Raw genomic sequence first — 559 nt, forward strand, 5'->3', positions numbered from 1 at the left:
ATAAGCTAAAGTAATCTATCAGGGTATCGGTTTGTCGGTCGATCACTGCCGCAAAAATCTCCTGCTGAAAAAAGAAGCCGTGACGTGAAACCATTCCGTCAATTGATTGCCAGTCATAGACTTTTATAACAGGTTTATAAAGCTTTCTTATCTCCCTTAAGGGAAAATAATAAAGGCGTTTACTTAACATTGGCTCGTACACATAGACTTTGCCGGTTTTACGGTTAAAACGCACTGGGTAATCTGCTGGCCAAATAACGACTTTTGCTAATTGCATTAGACAAAAAATAAATAAAAGCAAAGAAAATAGAATAAATACTAAAGAAAATGATGTGCTACTGTATGCAGGATTTTGAAATAACGATATTCCCACATAAAGAATAAACAAAGCACCTCCACATCCAACTAATTTCACCACCATCTCTAAAGTACGATTAATTTGACCAAGAGTGCGTCCTATTTCAATAAGGGATCATTACCAAAACGAAGATTGGTTAAGTCATCGTCTTTATCTACTGGTTTAAATTTTGCTAAGTCTTTAGGATAATGTTTATACCCC

At 35.6% G+C, this 559-nt stretch carries 1 protein-coding gene; it reads right to left on the minus strand.

Translation table 11 applies throughout. The annotated features are described in order from the left end of the window. On the minus strand, positions 1–415 hold a 415-nt coding region (locus H3S73_RS13555; protein ID WP_198248922.1), incomplete at its 3' end, for a DUF6708 domain-containing protein. Positions 416–559: the final 144 nt, after the last annotated feature.

The sequence above is a fragment of the Gilliamella sp. B14384G12 genome (assembly GCF_016101825.1).
Taxonomy (GTDB): Bacteria; Pseudomonadota; Gammaproteobacteria; order Enterobacterales; family Orbaceae; genus Gilliamella; species Gilliamella apicola_N.